10 protein-coding genes and 1 pseudogene are annotated in these 18090 nt (G+C 34.4%); all 11 read right to left on the reverse strand.

The window, feature by feature from the left end; translation table 11 throughout:
* Nucleotides 1–73 precede the first annotated feature (73 nt).
* Complete coding sequence (dpdF, locus tag QFZ87_RS15825) at nucleotides 74–2656, reverse strand: protein DpdF (RefSeq protein ID WP_309863160.1); 2583 nt, start codon at nucleotides 2654–2656, stop codon at nucleotides 74–76.
* On the reverse strand, nucleotides 2640–5966 hold the full coding sequence (locus QFZ87_RS15830; protein ID WP_309863165.1) for an SNF2-related protein: 3327 nt from the start codon (nucleotides 5964–5966) through the stop codon (nucleotides 2640–2642). The genes dpdF and QFZ87_RS15830 overlap by 17 nt, the downstream gene beginning before the upstream one ends.
* Before the next feature lie 163 nt (nucleotides 5967–6129).
* Nucleotides 6130–8844, reverse strand: a complete 2715-nt coding sequence (locus QFZ87_RS15835; RefSeq protein ID WP_309863168.1) for a hypothetical protein — start codon at nucleotides 8842–8844, stop codon at nucleotides 6130–6132.
* A complete protein-coding gene (locus tag QFZ87_RS15840) occupies nucleotides 8841–9584 on the reverse strand; it encodes a hypothetical protein (protein ID WP_309863170.1) in 744 nt (247 codons plus the stop codon). Before QFZ87_RS15840 ends, QFZ87_RS15835 begins: the two co-directional genes overlap by 4 nt.
* Nucleotides 9584–10477: a tRNA guanosine transglycosylase family protein gene (locus QFZ87_RS15845; protein WP_309863174.1), complete on the reverse strand. Its 894-nt coding sequence runs from the start codon at nucleotides 10475–10477 to the stop codon at nucleotides 9584–9586. Before QFZ87_RS15845 ends, QFZ87_RS15840 begins: the two co-directional genes overlap by 1 nt.
* Before the next feature lie 197 nt (nucleotides 10478–10674).
* On the reverse strand, nucleotides 10675–11487 hold the full coding sequence (locus QFZ87_RS15850; RefSeq protein ID WP_309863179.1) for a hypothetical protein: 813 nt from the start codon (nucleotides 11485–11487) through the stop codon (nucleotides 10675–10677).
* Between the two features lie 121 nt (nucleotides 11488–11608).
* Nucleotides 11609–13306 (reverse strand): annotated as a pseudogene (gene dpdA, locus QFZ87_RS15855) (tRNA-guanine transglycosylase DpdA); the annotation flags it as partial.
* A gap of 13 nt (nucleotides 13307–13319) precedes the next feature.
* On the reverse strand, nucleotides 13320–14231 hold the full coding sequence (locus tag QFZ87_RS15860; protein WP_309863182.1) for a DUF6884 domain-containing protein: 912 nt from the start codon (nucleotides 14229–14231) through the stop codon (nucleotides 13320–13322).
* A 656-nt stretch (nucleotides 14232–14887) separates the two neighbouring features.
* On the reverse strand, nucleotides 14888–16735 hold the full coding sequence (locus QFZ87_RS15865) for a DUF2075 domain-containing protein (protein WP_309863185.1): 1848 nt from the start codon (nucleotides 16733–16735) through the stop codon (nucleotides 14888–14890).
* The gene (locus QFZ87_RS15870; protein ID WP_309863188.1) at nucleotides 16732–17046 is read right to left on the reverse strand and encodes a nucleotide pyrophosphohydrolase; all 315 of its coding nucleotides are present in this window, start codon (nucleotides 17044–17046) and stop codon (nucleotides 16732–16734) included. Before QFZ87_RS15870 ends, QFZ87_RS15865 begins: the two co-directional genes overlap by 4 nt.
* Nucleotides 17006–17938: an EVE domain-containing protein gene (locus tag QFZ87_RS15875; RefSeq protein WP_309863191.1), complete on the reverse strand. Its 933-nt coding sequence runs from the start codon at nucleotides 17936–17938 to the stop codon at nucleotides 17006–17008. Before QFZ87_RS15875 ends, QFZ87_RS15870 begins: the two co-directional genes overlap by 41 nt.
* Between the last annotated feature and the right edge of the window lie 152 nt (nucleotides 17939–18090).

The raw sequence follows: 18090 nt of genomic DNA on the forward strand, positions 1-18090 counted from the left end.
CTTTTAAGTAAATATCCTTAGATTTACTTTAACAACAAGGGTCGATAAAGTACAAAATCTAAGGATATCTTATTTACATAAACTCAGAAATAAACATGTCATCCTGTCGTTCGAGAAAATCATGGAGGTCTACTGCTATATAATCTATTATGCTGTCTAGAGTTTTTCCTTCTGAAGGTATCATGATTTCCGGAACTGAAATATGGACCACTTTTCCAAGTGGATGTCTTGCTAGAAAATTCCTTGACCAAAGGTATAACCTATCATTTTGCTTTTCATCACATCGATAGAAAATGGCAACAGTCCCATTTAATAAACCTAACGGATAAGTGGCTAATTCCTCAGCCGTCAAGAATGTATAATTAATCGATCCTTCACCTGTTGGGGCTTCCTGAACCACCTCTGTTAAGTCCAATACCTTCTCATCTGGTAATACCATCGAGGATACGTTGCTATCCGTTAATTGCTGTATGACCTTAACCAATTCTTCTGGTTTCCATTGATTTTCGTCGACCTTTAAGATAATCTCCTTGAATCCACCCGAGAATTCTCGCAGGCTGCCTGTTAATTCGCCTTTTGCCTCCATAATTTGATTCGAAAATGGAATCAAAAGTTTTGGACGGTGATATCTGATATCGATTCCTTGTGCACGGCAGGAAGGACAACCGCCGCATGCTTCTAGCGCATACGTGTATGTGTCAATAAAGTATTCAGAAACGCATTCTTCTTCTTTATCAAGTACCAGTTTTCTTATTTGTCTAAGATTTTTATTTACTCTTTTTCGTTCCTTATCACGGTCAGGTCCTAGATTGTTGATGAACTGTTCCTTGTCGTTAATCATGGAGAAGTTTAAGATCTTCACCAATAACCGTCTAAAGGATTCACCCGTTTCATACCAGGTATCGAGAATCTCGATGACACCATGTCTTGCCAACATGAGACAAACTGCTTCATTCCATGCGGCATTACTTTTTCCAGATTCTCCAGAGAGACCTTTATGCTGCGAACTCATATAAAGCCAAAATTCATCAGATCTCTTTGCAGATTCTCTCCGATCAAACATCGCATGCCAACGATCCCATAGCATATCGATGGTTAGGACCGACTGGGAAGTTAAGTTATTTTGAACAGCCGTATCATATTCATATACATAATTTAATAAACTAATTGACCCGAATCCATCACGCCCGCCTCTACCTACTTCCTGATAGTATCGATTGACACTTTCAGGAAGACAGCAATGTATGACCGTGCGGATATCGCGTTTATCTACTCCCATTCCAAATGCTGAAGTAGCGACGATCATGTCAATTTCATCATTGTTCCATTGTCGAATGATTCGTTCCCGTTCAGTATCGGATGTATTGCCAGAAAAAGTTTCAATACTTTTATAACCTTTATCGAGCAACATTACTTTCCAAAGTCTTGCGTCTTCCAACTTTGATACATAGAGGATAATCGGTCGCGGCAAGTAAGGGATGATTTGGGTGATTTTTCGATATCTCTCGGGATTTGATTTGCTTTCACTAATAAAATAAGTAGGTTCTAAGCGCAATTCGTCCCCGCGAATTTCTGTATATTGGTCATTGTGAGAAAAAAGATGCCTTAGTAAATTGGTCGCTTCATCCGTCAACGTGGCCGACAAAAGAATGGTTTTCAACTTTCCTCTTGTCGCTTTAAGCAACCGTTTTTGGAATACTGTTAATAGTTGAAAATCTGTTCGGAAGTGACTCCCCCAATCGAGCACGATATGGGCTTCATCGATGACGAACCGAGTGATATTCCCTCGCCAACCGGCATCTTCGATTACATTTGCTAATGATCCATTGACGATTGATTCAGGGTTGGTATATAAAATTGGCAAAGAACCTTCTCTTAGTCCTTCAAGAATGATTTGTTTTTCTTCAAGCGGCATTCCCCCATAATAGGCCTGGGGTTGGAATTTTTCTTCTCGGGCATTCGGGAAAAATTTTTGTGCCGACATTTTTTGATCCAATGCTAACGCTACAGTAGGAACAACAACAATCGTTGTTCCTGCTGTTTCTCTTAACGAACCCACGATGGTTCCACCTTCTGTTTCATAGAAAGACGGAATTAAGAAAACTAAACTTTTGCCTCCTCCTGTTGGTAAGGCAGCAACTAACGTCTCGCCCTCTTCCATGTTCAGGCAAGCTTTCACCATCACTTTCTGCGCCTCTGAGCGATAGTTTGTGAACCCCGCCATGTGGTGTAAGACCCCGTCCCCAATGGGTGCATTTACCACTCGTCTTTCAGGTAAGCGGTAAATCTCATGGATTTTCTCCATATCTGGGAGATGTTCAGGGTATTCGGTGCTCACTTCCCCATCTGACCTCACATACAAACCAACCTGATCGGCAATACTCATGAGTTGATCACGTAATGCATAGGAAACCTGAACCTTCTTCTGAAACATAAGGATAAATTGACGCAGATGTCCTGCAAAATCGAAAATCGATGTTTGCTTATGGTTGGAATATAGTTGTTTAAGACAACGAAATAAACGCTTCACGCAACTAGCGGTAGATAGTAAACGAATATCAGCATTCTCAAGTAAATGATTCAACTTTTCGATACCTTCGTCCATATCCATTTCCTCATGCAAGACCTTCTGCGTTAATTCATATATTTTTTCCAACCATATTCACCATCCTTATTAAGGCCACAGATTCCAAACGGAATATTGGATTCTCAATCCCTTTCAGTACAGCATCAAAGATTTTTTTCAAATACATAACATTGCTATCATCCTGGTAGCCATAATAAAGGTTTGATGCTTTAAGTGAGTTAATTCTTTGTCCAAAATCTTCTTTTGCCTGTTCAACATGAACTTCTGATGTAAAGTGATCTCTTACTTTTTGTTTACTGCGTTCGTAACTCGTTTCAATCATATTTTCCCAAATATCACGCGGATACTCTTCTAGAAACTGTTTGAAATTTCCGCCGCCACGTTTCCCCATATGTCTCAATACTTTATCCGGCAAATGACCAGACATTACCGAAAGAATCGTTCTTTCATCAATCTCATCTCCGCCGACTTTCTCGACCGTTTTAAAGTGCTGCAATGGCAGGTAGCCTTGGGCATGATAAAGATGATCCATACTTTCACCGATTTCAATCAGCGGTTTCGGATTTAACGAAATCGACCAAGTGAAAAGGAAACCTTCCCAATCAACGCTATTGGTTTGAATTTCAAGTGCCGTTGACCGGCCAGCATAAAGTTCGTAGGCATTGTTCACGATGGAATCAAATAATAAATCACCTGGAGCGAAAAACATGAGGTCTTCGCGCTCAATCGCTTTTTTCCGGATGAAGGTACCACGTAATTGCTGTGAACGTAACGCTCTTTTCCTCGCTTCATTTAAATCTGGCACAAAATATTGAGCATTGTTCATTGAATTAAAATTAAATGATTTTGGTGAGTACATAACAGCTGTTCCGTTTTCGACACCTACTCCATGTAAACCGCATAATGCCGACCAAGTCATCATCGTGGAAGCCAGAACACCGCCATCATCTTCGTCAAATTGATCAATTAAGTAGAGCAGTTGTTGTTCTACTGATTGATCTAATTGTCTTGCTACATCAAAAAACCGTTCTTCTTCTACTTTTTCTCTCATTTTCGCAAGACTTGCGTTTATTTCCTCTAACTTTTTGCTTAATCCATTTTCTAAGTTCGAGGTAATGGCATCGGTGATGGTATTTTGAATTTCATAAAGTGCAATTTCAATCCCACTTAAACTTTCATCAAATACTTGTAACCCTTCATCCCATAAACGGAATAATTCTTCTTCAATAGTCTCTTCGGAACAAAAGACAACTGAGAGTACATCTTTATCTCTATTTAATCGGTCGATTCGGCCAATACGCTGTTCTAGGTCCGTCGGCGACCATGGGATATCAATATGGACGAGAAAATCCGCCATTTGAAAATTACGACCTTCCCCACCAAGCGGGTCGCAGACCATAAACCGACAGTCTGGTTTACTTTGGAAATCATCGACTGCTTGCTGAAGTTCTTCTTCGTTTTTGCCATGGTAAAAACTTCGAACACTGTTCTCACCAAAACGGGCTACAAGTAGACGCTCAAACTGGGCAATCGTTTCTTTCCACTGCGAAAAGATCACGACCTTTTCATTTTCCGCATTTTCCGTTAAGTAGTCTAAAACAAACATTAATCTTCCCTTAATTAATTCGGGATCATTGTAGAGATCTTCCATTTTGGTGAATTCTACTTCTGCCTGTCTCTTCCACCTGTTGGTCATGCCCGATAAGTCCTGTAAATAACTTTCCTCATCAGTTATTACAGGCATTTGCAGTAATGGCTTTAATGCTTCCCTGTCAACGGTTACATTGTTATTTTTTAAAAACTCAAGGCGTTTTGTTATGATGTAATCCAATGCCCATGGTGAACTATACATGGCGGATAAAAAGAGACGATGGTAAGCACCTTTTATTTTGCTGTCAAAACCTTGTCGATTGATAAATTCTAAGTAATTTAGTAAGGTATCATTTACGTCAGCCTCATAATAGAGCATATCAGAACCCTGCATTTGATAAGTGACAATTTCTTTATATCTTTTAGGAAGTTGCTGCTCCAACTCTTTTCTGCGGTGACGTATCACCTTGCGCTCAATTTGGTAATTTTCCGCCAGATAGGCAAGCGCTAATTTAACTTGCTCCAATCCTTGGTCTTCTGAATCAGCATCAATCTTGTCAATTAATTGATCAAAAATATCGTCATCTAGTCGTTTTGAGATCTTCTCGAAATTATCAATAAAATCGTCCACTAACTCATCTTCAAGATAATCCGAGAGTTCTTGCATCATCTGATACACACGTCTACGTATGTAGGATTGTTTTTCTAATAATTCATCAAAATGACTTTCAGACATGGTTAAATATTTCTTCGGTTCAAGCAAGCGAACGAGTTTCAAAAACTCATTTGGACGTGATTGAATCGGCGTTGCACTTAATAACAGAAGGTTTTCCACTCGCTGACTGACATGAAGTAATTTTTTATATTCTTCATCCAGAAAAAGCAGGCGATGTGTTTCATCCACAATGACCAGGTCCCAATTCTCCTTCATGACCTTGTCACCGATTACCGTACTAACCTTCTCTAATGGAAAGAGCACATTAGAATAATCCTCTTCTCCGTTCGTTTCACCGTACACATGGAAATTTGACCAAAACTTAAATGATAATTCATTTCTCCACTGAAAGAGTAAGGATTCCGGTGTAATAATTAAGATCCTCATATCGCCGATTCGTTTTTGAAGCCCTTTCATAATGACGATTGCTTCAATAGTTTTCCCAAGACCTACTTCATCAGCTAGCATAAAACGGCATGGTCGTTCTGAAATCGCTCTTACAATGGTATCGACTTGGTGCTTTAACAAATAAACGCGAGAGCCAACCAATGTATCAAAACCAAATGTTGCATTCTTTAATGTATGGAGTGAGTTGGTAACAATTTCACGTTTCATGTACCAACTCGGATTGTTTAACTCATAATGCAGGATCTGGTTTACAGGGTCTACATCCGCTCGGTTAAATGAGACTGTTAGTCCTGATTCACAAAGAATCTTGATTCTCTTTTCTTTTCCTGATGGAACTTCGACGTAGTACCAGTAGTAACCCTTTTCATCTTCATGTGAATATTGAAGGATCTTTACTTCTTGATTCAGATTGTTAAGCAACGCCCTAGTATCTGGGAGAATCTTAACGTGTTCCACTTGGGTCACGTGATACTTTTCTTGTTTAGGGACTTTATATAGTGAAAAATAATCAAATTGTTTATCTAAATTAAAAAACTGTGCAGAAACCTGTTCTTCATATGTATTTATGGTATCTGCCTGCCCTAGGGCGAATCTCCTAGGTGTATCTGGATGTTCATAATCTATACTACATCTGATATACATACCAACTTTGATTTCCCCAACCACAGCAATCAACACCTTATTACAATTTATGACATACTTCTAATTTAACATATATACGTATAGTATTCCTATGTAAAGTTTTAAAAATAAGGTATAAAAACTAGCAATTTAGGTAATTTATCACAAAAAAAAGAAAGTTGGTTCAACTTCCAACTTTCTCCATAAACTATTTTCTTATTTGAACATTTACAGATATATGCTCAAAGAAATTGGGATTCACTTCTTCCATTTCCCTTAATATCCCTTTCCATTGTTTCCTTGGAAGCTGTGTTTCCCCTTTTTTCATTAATTTGATTACATGTTTTCTTACCTGACTTCTCATTTTTAATTGATCCATCAAATATTGTTCTATATTATCAATTTCAACATTACCATCGACAAACTGTAGAAACTTATGAATATTATTGAGGTATGATTGTTCATTTTCTATTTGTGCAATGACTTGTCTATTCTCTTCAGATGACAACCAATTAATACTGATACTGATATCTGAAAGGTCATCCATTGTTCGGTTTTCTTTTTGTATGAGCACATTCATTTGTTTCACTTTTTCAGCCATTTCTTTGGTGAAATATCGGGAGTAACGAATTAGTTTCTGTATTTCAGCAGCCTTCTTTATGATTAAAGGTTCTAGTTGATCAACAAATTCTTTCACTTCTTTTTGCAGTTCTACTAGGAAATTCGCTAATGGATAATTCCGAATTTGGAATTTGTTTAATTCCTTTGATGGTTTCTTTGTGAAAAATTCCTTGTTAAAACATTCGGTATTGACCATTTTTTCTAGAAGATTCACATCAATGATATTATCTCTTAGCGCAAACCAATCCAGAAATAATTCTTCGGAAATTTCTAACCACTCTTTTTTAATGGGATTTGCGAGCGTGCTTGTCCATTCACTTTCTCCGATGTCATGAATCTTTATCAGTAAGTTTTTCAAATAATAAGCAAAATCGGCAAGTGGGTATCCTAGACATTCTTCAAGTTCCGATACCCATTGGTTTTTTATCTTCTCTGATTGATAAATCCAATGTGCTATATTTCCCTCATTTGCTACGGCCGCAAACCTATCTCCTCGATCTTGCATCTTTAGTTGTTGAAAATTTGCAATTTGCAGAAGGTTTATTTGCTTATCAATCACAATCTGAGTTGTGTTGTTTTCTGTAAAGGTAATTGGATATTTATTTCGATTTATAACCTCACTTCGTTGGATGGTCGCCGTTGACTTAATAGACCTGGATGTATTTTCTCTTAGTACCGAAGTCCCTTTCACAATTTCATGAATTAATGTGGCCACACCAGAACGGACTGGTTCTAATAACTCTTCTTTTACTTTTTTCCCTTCTATCCAATCTCGTATATGTGTATTAACAATATTTTTCTTCTGAGAAATGTTTTCTACTACAGTTTCACTCTTATATATCTCTAGATTTCTCACAGTAACCGTTTTGTCACTACTGTCATACCTAAAATGATTTAAGAGTGATTTAGACAATGTATACTCATCATTATTCGAGTCAGCATACATTTCTGCTAATAATTTTATAACTTTATCTTCATGGTCAGTAAAAATCTCTCTATATAGTAAATTGGATACTTTGGCAATACCTTTTGTCTCGCCTTTTACTAAGAATTGTAAAAATTCCCTTGAGTGAAGAATCAAATACCTTAGTGCACCCTTACCATTTGGGATCCCATCATAGATTCTGTTTATGAGTGAAGTATTAAACGGTAGGATTTCCAATTGATTTTGTGAATTATTTAATAACCTTTCACATGAATTTGCATGTGGGCATTCATATGAACATGAAAAACCATTTGCTTCTTTAAGTGCTTTTAGATAGTTCTGTAAATAGTTTTGTGCTTGTACTTTATCCAGTGAGAAGAAATTCGATCCAGACTCATCTGATAACCATAGTTTCCTGACTCGGTCGTCAATTGTATCTAAGGTCTTAATTCGATTCATTAATTCTAAGTTATAATCACCGCTTTGTTCAACACCTGGTGTTAAGCCAATCACTACATCCCAATTTCCTTCTTCTAAGGTTATAAAATAATCTAGAAGGTCCGAAGCATACAAATTAATTGATTGTACCAAATCATCAATAAGCAGAACGGGACGAATTTTCTTCTCTACTAACTTTTTGGAAAGTTGCTTAAAAATAGTTTTTATATCAGTTCCTTGGAAAAGAAATTGATCCAACTTTTTTAATAAAGAATAACGAAATTTATTATAATTGATATTGATTTTTATGGTGGTACTTTCGAGCAGAAGTTCGTATTCCTCCTTCTTAATTATTTCTAATGGTTTACTAATTTTTCCTTCACGGATTTGTTTTGTAAATTCCAATATATTTTTTTCGATTACTGGCCTTAGTAATAATGTCGCCGGTACAATATCTTCGTCACGGTCAAATAATTCTGACATAGTTGACCAGACCATTTGGTTGATAATGGTAATTGGCTTACTTAGTAATAAATCCCACTTATTTTCATCAATAATTAAGTCCCCTAGTTCTAATCCAATCGATTTATAACATTTTTTCACTAGTACTTGGGGATTTAATTCATTCCGAGAAATCCTTACAATCGGTCGTGGATTATTGGCTTGGCCCCATTGATCTCTTATCCAGCAGAGCAGTTCAGACTTTCCTGATCCCGTTGAACCAAATATCACATACACTCGATTTCCAAATTCATGGCTTGACTCCAACTCCTGCAATAAATCCTTTTCAGTAACACTTTCAATTAACATATCCTTATAATACCGATTCAGGATTTGTGGAAAATGAGTTTTTCTAAAAAACTCTTTTGAAAAATTATATCTTTCGTCTGCCGTACCATATAAATAGCCAATGCTTGACGTTGAAATACAAGGAATCATGCAGAGTCACCTCCGAGCTTCACCCAGTTCCATTGTTTCTTTTCTCCATAGGACTGATAGGGTAAATCCTGTTTCTTCGATAATTTCAGGCCATTCAGTTTTCCTAAATTAATGATTGAATAGACCATTCCATTAAAAACTGTTCCCTTGTACACACAAGGAATAATTAGATTTAATTTTTTTTCAAACAAGAGTTGCAACGGTCCTTCCCACTCTCCGATTTCTTGAACAATGCTCTCCATTAAATGTATGTGTGGAAGCGCATAAAAACCTCCATATACACGATAACCTAATCCAAAGTACTCCATAATTCTTTTCCAAGCATTTACTTTTTCCTGACTGATGACTAGCTTATCAAATATGAGATTCGCTTCATAATACAGGTCTTTCACATAGAGTTGGTTTGGTACAACAAATAAGTGGTAATACATGGTTGAAAATACATAATTTGAATCTGCTGGATTACACGATTTTTCTGCTATCTCTTTTAATCGCTCATGATAATGGACCATCTTTACTTCGGATTTTTTGAGCGGCCATATATTTCTCAGATTATCGATTTGTATATAATTCAAATTCATTAAAAAAATGAGAGCTGCATCCATTAATGAAGAAATATCACCTTGTGGTTGGTACTGATACTTTGTGACCAACTCCTCCCTTGCTATACCTGGATACTTTTGAATGGTTTGAAGTATGGCCCCAATCTCTGGTCCATAACATATTTGAAATAAAGACACTATAACACCCCTTCACTAATTTTTATATCTTCTATGGTCTTTGCCAAATGATAGTAATTATGGATTGATCTTAACTTCATATAATAGCGATGAGATATGTTAAGGATATCTTGGGGTTCTTTCATACATACTGGACATTGACAATAAAGCGGTTTACTAATGACCAAATTCCTTCGCTTAACATTTGATTCTGATATGACGTAAGTTCGAAACGGATTACTATAAAAGATTTGGTGAAAGGCTGCTACCATGGTCGGTCGACTGGAATCAAAAGATAAAATATTTAGTTTTGCCATTTCTTTTATTTGTTCGATGCCTGTTACTCCGAAAATATGTAAATTTTCAGGACCTACTATTTCTGTAACAGATTTCATATAACGTACCTGCTCTAGTGGGCTTCTTGCTAACATAGAACCAAGCCCAAGATTCTCAAACCCCATTTTTTTTAACTCGAATATGCAATATTTAGTACTTGGCATATCATATCCCTGAATTACCCCCATCAATGAAACATTTTTTGGTAGATTACTCTTATTCATTAAATTTAAATATTCGTAGGCATTAAATAATGTTTTTTCAACTGAGGAGAACTTTTCTGATAGAGTGTTTTTGTTAAGTAGAGGCTCATCTAGGTGGACTAACTTTATTGGAATATCTGGCGGAGCAGAATCAATGATGAATTTCTGAATTTCTAATATATCCTTGAGCTTATATTTCCCTGGATTTTTTGAGTAAAATAGAGCTCCTGAGTCGATAATTAATTTTTGGGGCTTCTTTTTGAACTTCTTAACCCCATACTTGTTGTCTGGAACAGCTGAGATTAACATACAACACTCATCAAAATAATCACAAAATATGGCGTCACTATGCGACCAACTAATGTAAAAATCCATCCCTAACCTCCTTTTGATATTAGATACGTGATGATACGTGAATATACTGAAATTATATCATTAGAATTTCTTGGTAGTAAAGCAAAAAGGTATTTAATAATATCAATACAAATATAGCCATCTTTATACTCTTTTATAAACTTTCATATAGTAAAAATTTTTTAAATTATATATTAATTTCAAATAAAAAAATCGTCTTACTCTGTAGACGATTTCGTTAACTCTTTCCAATATTTATAAATTTCAATCTTATTTTTCTTAGTAGGGTAATGTTTTCTTGTATTTGCATAAAGATCCTGCCAAATCGGATTATCTCGATGGAAAAACGATCCAGTCCAATTTTTATATTTTATTTTTCTTGATAAGTTTGGTATCACGATATCGGCTATCCCATCTTCCATTTGTTCTTTAAAAAAATTAAGATAAATAAACCATGAATTTATATTATGTATTATTGTTTCCTCTTTAATTGTTAAAACCTCGCGTAAATTATTTGGAAAATATAAAGCATTCACTTGAATTAACCTCTCTAAATATATCTGAAATAAATCAACAATTTCAATTGTATTTGCAAAATAAGTGGTCTCAAACAGTTCATTTATTAATTTTTCAAGTGAGGTATATGTAATAGATTTTAATGATTTTTTACTAAGATTAGTGCGTTTCATTTCCACTAAATTATTCAGTTTGCTACTACTTAAGAAAGAATTAATTAGAAGTTCTGATAATTTTTCAACCTTAAAGATCACAAGATGTTTTTCATTACTTTGAATATTACTGTCCTTGCTTATTATTATGGGATCAACAATTTCAATTGTTAAATTTTCATTCTCAATTTGTTCATTTATGCTTTTGCATATAATTATTAAAATACCGTTAAAAAAAGATGAAGAAACTTCCGATACTTTAACTTGCCAACGTAATAATTCCTCTTTTGTAGCAATATAACTATAAATTGTATCATTCTCTTTTATTTCGATTTTCTGTACATCAATAATGTTCAAATTCATCACCAAGTTTATTTTATTATAGACTAATGAAAGATAAAAGGATGACCTATATATTCCATATACAATGTTAATTTAATTGTACATAAATTATTATATATTCCGGATTAAAAAAAAGAAAAGGTCAAGATAATGACCTTTCCTTTCCTGATTGAATCTCTTTTAATTGATTATAGAAAACATAGGTATTATGAAATCCTCTTCTACGGTTTCTATTATTACCCCTAAAAATTATCACTTCAACCCCTACATCTTTACAGATAGAACAAGAACAATCTTTCCAAGGTTTGTCGTTTAATACTTTATGATACATCGGTCTTAGCTTATTAGCAGAATATATCCGATCGTAATTAGATTCAAAGAAATCTTTTAGTGTTATCTCAAATAAGACCAAGTTCTTTTCTTTGATAGCTTCAGATTCAGCAACCTGGAACTTTTCTATTTGTTCATACACTACATTTGAAATAATATCTTGATGTAAATTTTCAAAATTAATAATTAGGGTTTTAAAACTCAAGGATCCTATCAGGTATTTACTGATTTTCACCTTTTTTTCAATTTCCGTCTCATTTAATTGCAATATGATATCTTTAATATCCACTACTTGTTGGTTTACTATTTCATTAGCAAAAGCTTTTTTCAGACTACCTTCAGCAATTTCCTTTACAACACGTAATAAGTCCCTACCTGAATTTTTTAAAATAGTTTCATTTTTACTCAAGAATTCGTTAAAACTTAAATCCCTTAAAAGGAAATAATTCATGCCCCTAAGTTCATTATTTTTTGTAAATTTATTAAATACATTTACTATGTCTTTGTCTATTTGAGAGACTTCCGCCTTACTTAGATTTAGTTTCTTTGAAATGAATTCATTTCTTATTTCCATTTCCTTTTTATATTTAACATTATAATCTTTTAATGTTTCGATATATGAATCATATTCAAGGACTGTTTCCACTGTATTAGTTATATCAATATTTCCTCGATCAAATTCTCTAACAGTTTTCAATGATTTTTGTTCAAGCTCCAAAAAGGCGTCAACAGTGTTAATTCCTCTATTAACTAGTTCTTTAACTTTTGGATGTACATCAGACTGTGGGATACGAATTGCCGCATATTTTTCTTTATCAGTAAAATAATTACCCCCTGAAGCACCTCCCCAAGCTTTCTTCAAGAATGTTGTTGAATCGAAAGAAGTTACCCCAAGTTTATGGAATACGTCAATATATTCCAATCTTGCAGCACCAAATAAATGAATTTCTAGATATTCTGGAACCATTGGTGCTATTCCTTTTAAGATTTCTAAAATTTCTTCAGATTTAGCAATTGCAAGACCACCGAGAGAAATATGTTTATAACCCATTTTTATTAGTTCAGCACAAGAGTTTTTATAGGATTCAACATCCCATCCTTGGGCAACACCAGATGGAGTAAATTTATAATTACCCTCAGAGTGTTTTTTAAGAAAATCAGCTGCGTTTTCCAATGTTAATTTATAACGGAAGTTTCTCTTTTCCTCATTTTCAGCTATTTTCCCAATAATCAAATGGTCAATACTAGTACCAATATCGAATCCCATTTGTTCATAATAGTCAAGAATTTCATCTGTTGTATATGGCGGTTTATCTTCCTTTATATAGCTAAAGGCACCACAATCCCCATATAGAGGTATATCATTAGGAAGTCTCAAAAATTTATGCAATCCGCCTGCATTTAAAATCAAGTCTTTTCTGGTTAAAGACTGATCAATATTTATTTTAGAAATAAGAACGCCATCATAGTTTGGCTTTTCATAAAACTCATGGGCATAAAAATCGTCGAGTGGGTTTCTGTCCTTAGAATGCTCTTTCCGTTATCCAGTTAAAGTTAGGATCCACTCGATCATTATTTTCTGGCATAAAGTATTTTAACCTATGAATACCATAATTTTTTGCATACATACTTTCAGAAATTACACTATCACTTGTTTTTTTTACTTTTGTTTTCATGACTTTTCCTTTTCTTTTTTCTTTAGACTCTTCGGAAAAAAGTGTAAGTTGCTGACTATCCTCTTTTCGGTACTTTTCAAGTGTTTGTAGAAGATTTTGAGGATCATCATAAATCTTATCGAGGACAGACAACCCATTTTCAACTATTTCTTTAGCCAATATCTTGAATAGGTACCCTTTTAAACTAATTGACATCTTTCCAAAAGCTTTAGCATCTTTATTTCCAACTTCAACATAATAATATGGATTATTTTTTGGTATTAATTTTTCACTTGCCTTACTACCAAGAAATACTAATTTTTGATCCTGCCTTGTTTCCATAAATGGTAATTGAAGACTATTAAGGTATTCTTCACCTAATAAAAATATTACCATCTCATAAGACTTTATCTTTTCACTGGTATCTTTATTAATTTTTAAATGACTTGACCAATCCGTCAGCTCGTCTTTTTTCATATTAGCAAATGTTACATTATAAGGAACAATTTCTTGTTTTTCATCTAATAAGCCGTATCCTGCCGAGACAATTGCCAAATCTACAATACTATCTCCATATTTTTCTCTAAGGTTATTTATACCCTCCATAACCCATAGATGCTGTTGTCCTGTATACATTTCTTTTGCTTTAGCCTTAAAAGATGCAAGTTTATTTTCTTTTTCTAAAAGTAAATTTTGATCTAGAAAATCCAATTTATTTAATTGCTGTTCAGGGCTATAAATTTTTGAATTCGTACACGAGGTAATAATTAATAGTTTCATGTTCTTCCACCTCAAAATAATACAAGTTTATTATAATTTTCTATTACTAAATATTATTTTTTCTATCTAATTTATAAGTAAGACCTTAATATATATACCATTCAAATAGAAATAAAACAATGTAGGATACGCTTTTAATATTATCGTTCCTTCTTTTATATTGTACGCTAACGATCGAAAGAATTCATTAGCAACAATTTGCTATTTATATCTTTTTCTAATGTCTAAAGACCTAATTTTATCTTTTACCTGTTTATATTATACCCGAACTAGCGTTCTTTTAGGTAGTTTTGAATCAGCTGACATTAACATTATTTTAAAAATAATAGACTTAAAGAATACATTATTAAACCAAGAAGTGAATACTGCTAGAGTTTATCATGTTTTTAATGTTTATTATTTTTAAAATATCTCCTTACGTACATAATCGGTAATAAAAAAGAGAGTTGTACTCTTTTCAACTCTCCACGTTTTTTAACTTAATAATTTCATAATTATCTCTAATATATTTTTAATTGAGAACTAAATGTGTACATTTTGCTTATCACAGCTAATTGAAAATTATTGCAAATGCTAATAACAATACAATTTCAATAGCCAACCTTTTAAAAGGCCACTGGGACGGTTAATGTACGTCTTCAATACGAATTTATAAACTAAATATATGATTGGATATACGCTTCCAACCCCTTATCACAACAATAAACATAACACCCCTTCATTCCTCTAGTCATTAACGTCTTATATGTATTCCGAACAAGCTCAGCGAGTGGATCCACCTGATCTTTTTTCGGCTTTGCTGGTTTTGCTCCCTTATCCTTAAACTCATCCCGTCTTATGATTAGCTTTTTAGTTTCTTCATCATAGCCCAGGTCTTTACCAATAATCACAGCAACATAATCCATTTCTAAACCTTGAACGGTGTGAATGCATCCGATTTGGTTTGCACATTCTGGGTGAATGGCCCAGTCAATTCTATTGGGGTCATTCCATGGCAAAGCAAAGTTATGCTCTTCAATGACAACATCATCAGCAAGCTGTCCATCCACAAGATCTTTTGTCCAATCCCAGGCGTAACCGGCCAACAATCTGCCACCACGCTTTTCAACTATTTCCTCCTTTAATTCTTGAGGACTGGAAACTAGTTTAAAATCAAAATCTCCTTCTAGCTTAAATGGTTCTTGGTCATTATTAAGAAGACTATCCAGCCAGAATATATAATTTCCTGACCCTGAGCAACGGTATTGTGATTCAAGTTCAACTGTATGTATAGCTGCTCCAAATCTAGCTGCTTCTTTTTCTACCTCTTTTACACTTCCAATATCCTTTTTAGAGATTTTCTGAAAATCATCAATAAAGAACACGCTTACTCTTGAAGATCTAATGATTTGTGTTACTTGATTTTCTCCTTCAATCTTCTTTTTCATATGGCCTTGCTCTTTTAATCGATGTGCTTCGTCACAAATGAGGACATCAAAATAATTTTCTGGTACATGCACGTAAGAAGCAGAACCTTTAAAAAGATCTCTAACCTCCACATGACCTGAAGACCCAATTAACTTTTTACGAAGTACTTCCCTAAAAGCCTGATTCGGTGTTATATACTCCACATAAGCTTTCGATTTTAGCATGTAACTCATTAAATTTAATCCGATGACAGACTTCCCTGTACCTGGACCACCTTTGATAATAACCACATGTTTCTGATCAGTCTGTGATTTGAATTGGTTATATTTACTCACTACTTTTTCATATGCAACTTTTTGTTCATCAAGTAAAACAAACTCTTCATTACCTTCAATTAATGATCCGACTGTTTCAACCAGCTTTTTAGAAGGTCTGATTATGCCATTTTCAATGGTGTCAGCAATTTCTCTTCCATTCCCTCTTGAAACCAACTTCCGAAGATTACTCGCCAAGTCCCGATCATTGAATTGGAAGTATACAGGAGATTCCTGTATATAACTGCTGTAGCGTTTATCCAGAAGCGGCTCTCCGATGCTTGCCATAATATAATTATGTAAATAAGCACATGAGTGAAGCTGAATAGCTGAAGAGTCACTATATAGGGACTCGTTAAAATTCTGTAGATATCTCTTATATGAAGATGCTTGATATGCAGGGTGAACTGTTTCTCGTTCCCTTCCGCCAAGGTGAGTCCGAACAATACCATCTCCTTCAGCCACTTTTGCTTTCTGCCATTGTTTTAACTCAATAATTACTGCATTTTTCGTGCCCTGTTCGTCTTGTCCTGCGACGAGAAAGTCTATTCTTTTTTCAGATGAAGGTAGCTTATATTCTAATAATACATGTGTATCCTCTTTTAAATCTGCATCCCTAAGAACCTTAGCCATTTGAGGAAGGGAGTTTTCCCAAGATCTCAATTCACTTCCTGAAACTACTTTGTTCATTTTTGCTAGGACATTTTTCTTTAGAACGTACCCAATTTTATTTTCATAGATATGGTTTAAAAAGTTTGAAGATGTCTCATTATAAATAATCATTTAACACTTTCCTCACTTTTGCTTACTGGGTATTTAAGCGCGTTTTTTACCAGTTTGTTTGAGACTTCCTCTTCAAGATCAATCTCCATCTTATCTGCAAGTTGCACAAGATAAATTAAAATGTCAGCCATTTCTTCTTTTATATTTTGTTTAGATTCCTCGATTGCTTCATCACTTGTGCGCCATTGAAAATTTTCAAGCAACTCATTTGCCTCAAGCGAAATTGAAATGGCCAAATCTTTTTCATCATGGTACTTTTTCCAATCTCGTTCATCTCGAAACGCTAAAATTTTTTGTTGGATTTCTTTCATTATTTTCTCTCCTATTTTTTATGATATCCTTAAGTTCCTCCACACTTAACACATGCTCCCGGTCTCGATGCAACATCCTGTGACAATTAGAACAAACCGGGACTAAGTCCGTTCTTGGATCAATTTCAGTTGCTTCTTCTAATTTGCTCAGTGGGTTTTTATGATGTATTTCAATGAAGTCTTTGCCATGTTCACCATACACGTCTTCAAAATCAAAACCACATACTGCACATGTAGTTCCGTGAATCTCTATTGCTCTTAATCGGTTCTTTGCTTTCCTTTCATAACGGTTTCCGTAATAGCTCTTTATTTCACCATCTTTATAATAGGAGTCAAATTGAGCTTTATCAGCTTCTAAATCATTTACTACGGTATCTTTTAATTCGTTTCTTCTCATTTGCTTAGTATGTAGTTTTGTATATTTCCCCCAAATCTTATGTAGTAATTTGGCATGTTCCTCTTTTACTAAATAATTTGTATTGTTAGCCATACGGAGTATTAATAAGTCATTAAGTTGGGGATGTTCCTTAAGTTCCGCTCTTCGTATAAAATGCACATTAACCAGATGACTTTCTATTGTAATTGGAATTAAAAATTTTTCATTATCTTTTGGATTTTTTATCCAATATTTACTTGGAGAAATACTTAAACTTGGCTCTCCACTTATGATCCCTCTTGCAATAATTCCACCTGTACCTCTTTTCTTTCCATCTGAACGCCAAATATAAACAATGTCCCCTTTTGAAATTTCGTCAAGAAAATGCTGTTGATTCAATGACCACCAAATTTCATTATTTTCGCTAATATATTGATCTATTTTAAAATCATCTGGATTTCCTTGGAAAATCCATGTGTTTTGATGTTTCCTAGTCTGCGATTTTTCTAATAACATCTTCTTCAAACTCCTATTGATATTTATTTATCGCCTTCGCTCTTACTTTCTCCACCATAAATATAATTGATACTATATTTCGACAATTCTATTATACCGAAAATATGTTATAAAATGGGATTTTAATAAAAGTTAATCTAGTAGATTTTCAT

Source organism: Bacillus sp. SLBN-46, from assembly GCF_031453555.1.
In the GTDB taxonomy this organism is placed as follows: Bacteria; Bacillota; Bacilli; order Bacillales; family Cytobacillaceae; genus Neobacillus.

Excerpts from the sequence above, each read along its gene's own strand:
- QFZ87_RS15845 (WP_309863174.1), bottom strand. The coding sequence starts at position 10,477 with ATGGATTTTTACATTAGTTGGTCGCATAGTGACGCCATATTTTGTGAT.
- QFZ87_RS15870 (WP_309863188.1), bottom strand. The coding sequence starts at position 17,046 with ATGAAAGAAATCCAACAAAAAATTTTAGCGTTTCGAGATGAACGAGAT.
- QFZ87_RS15850 (WP_309863179.1), bottom strand. The coding sequence starts at position 11,487 with ATGAATTTGAACATTATTGATGTACAGAAAATCGAAATAAAAGAGAAT.
- QFZ87_RS15835 (WP_309863168.1), bottom strand. The coding sequence starts at position 8,844 with ATGATTCCTTGTATTTCAACGTCAAGCATTGGCTATTTATATGGTACG.
- QFZ87_RS15865 (WP_309863185.1), bottom strand. The coding sequence starts at position 16,735 with ATGATTATTTATAATGAGACATCTTCAAACTTTTTAAACCATATCTAT.
- QFZ87_RS15860 (WP_309863182.1), bottom strand. The coding sequence starts at position 14,231 with ATGAAACTATTAATTATTACCTCGTGTACGAATTCAAAAATTTATAGC.
- QFZ87_RS15875 (WP_309863191.1), bottom strand. The coding sequence starts at position 17,938 with ATGTTATTAGAAAAATCGCAGACTAGGAAACATCAAAACACATGGATT.